The 1,646-nt window shown below is 27.2% G+C and carries 3 protein-coding genes; all 3 read left to right on the top strand.

What is annotated here, in order from left to right:
• A partial coding sequence (locus BUA90_RS12040; RefSeq protein ID WP_143146288.1) for an IS3 family transposase occupies positions 1 to 195 on the top strand: 195 nt, incomplete at its 5' end.
• A 74-nt stretch (positions 196 to 269) separates the two neighbouring features.
• Positions 270 to 752 carry a permease gene (locus BUA90_RS12045; RefSeq protein WP_072968877.1) on the top strand — a complete coding sequence of 161 codons (483 nt, stop codon included), beginning with the start codon at positions 270 to 272 and terminating at the stop codon, positions 750 to 752.
• Positions 749 to 1,279 (top strand): permease, encoded by a 531-nt coding sequence (locus BUA90_RS12050; protein WP_072968878.1) that lies wholly within the window; start codon positions 749 to 751, stop codon positions 1,277 to 1,279. The genes BUA90_RS12045 and BUA90_RS12050 overlap by 4 nt, the downstream gene beginning before the upstream one ends.
• The last annotated feature ends 367 nt before the right edge of the window (positions 1,280 to 1,646 follow it).

The following is a 1,646-nucleotide window of genomic DNA, read 5'->3' on the forward strand; positions in this document are numbered from 1 at the left end:
GCAGTAGCAGAAGCTGCCTTTAAAGTTATTAAAACAGAATTTGCTTTTAATAAAATATTTCAAAGCTTTGAGGAGCTTGAATATCTGCTATTTGATTATGTGAACTGGTATAATAACTATAGGATTCATGGAGCATTAAATTATCTTACACCTGTGGAGTATAGAATACTAATGTCCGACAAAAAAGTGTCCTAAAAAGTGTTGACAATCCATGGTGTAATTATAGAAAATAATAGTTATAAAAAATTATTATTGGAGGTTGGATAAATTTGAATATAAGTTTGTATATTGTGACAATAATTCTTTTGGTAATATCTTATTACAGAGATAAAAAGAAAACAAAAAAGGCATTAAAAAAAGCATGGAAAGCATTTGAAAATATTTTACCGCAATTTTTAGGAATTATAGTGCTTGTTGGTATAGTTCTTGCAATTTTCAATGCAGAATTTGTATCAAAAGTTATAGGAAATAAGTCAGGTTTTTATGGTGTGATAATTTCTGCAGTTATTGGAGCTATAACATTGATTCCCGGTTTTGTTGCTTTTCCAACAGCAGCAATGCTTCTGAAAAATGGTGCAGGTTATATGCAAATAGGTGCTTTTATTTCAACTCTAATGATGGTAGGTATAGTTACAGCACCAGTTGAAATAGAATATTTTGGTAAGCGTATTACTATTGCAAGAAATGTTTTAGCTTTTCTATTTTCTTTTTTAGTAGCATATATTATTGGGAAGGTGGTTGTTAGTTTATGAATTTAATTAAAAGATATAAATTTTTTCTAGTATCATTATTAATGTTAATTATATTATTTTTTATAAATAAAGATATTGGTTTAAAAGCTGTAAATGTGACTGGATGCCAGTTTAAAGTTATGATATTAGTTATTCCGCCTATATTTATATTATTGGGACTCTTAGATGTATGGGTGCCTAGAGAAACTATGATGAAATACATGGGGGAAAAATCTGGGGTTATAGGTATTTTATTAGCTATTTTACTAGGTTCTGCAGCAGCAGGTCCATTATATGGAGCATTTCCTGTAGCTGCGGTACTTATGAAAAAAGGTGTTAAATTTACTAATGTACTTATATTTATTGGAGCATGGTCTACAACAAAGATTCCTATGTTTTTATTTGAGATGTCTTCATTAGGAACAAAGTTTGCTATAACTAGACTATTAGTTGATATTCCAGGAATTATAATTATTGCATATATTCTTTCTCATATGATATCTAAAGAAGAAATAAGAAAAATATACGAAAGAGTGGAGGTTGATTAACAGTTAAAGAATATTTATAAAATTTTATAAAAACCTCAAAACAATTATAAGTCAATGTTATAATTATTTTGAGGTAATAAAATTAAAATATTATACTATAGAAGAATTTGCTAAATTAATTGGTAAAACACAGTAAACTTTAAGAAATTGGGATAAATTAGGGAAATTAAAACCTTCTTTTATTACAGAAGGCATGTGCAGAAAGGAAATAATCAAGGAGTTAAAAGAAAATGAGTAAATCTATAGCTGAAAATAAAAATATAAGAACATATAAAATGAGAATAAAAGACAAAAAATTCAAATCAAAGGTTATAGATTATATTTACAAGTATAGGCATTTTGAAAACATGTATATAATACTCCTTAA

Source organism: Caminicella sporogenes DSM 14501, assembly GCF_900142285.1.
GTDB lineage: Bacteria > Bacillota > Clostridia > Peptostreptococcales > Caminicellaceae > Caminicella > Caminicella sporogenes.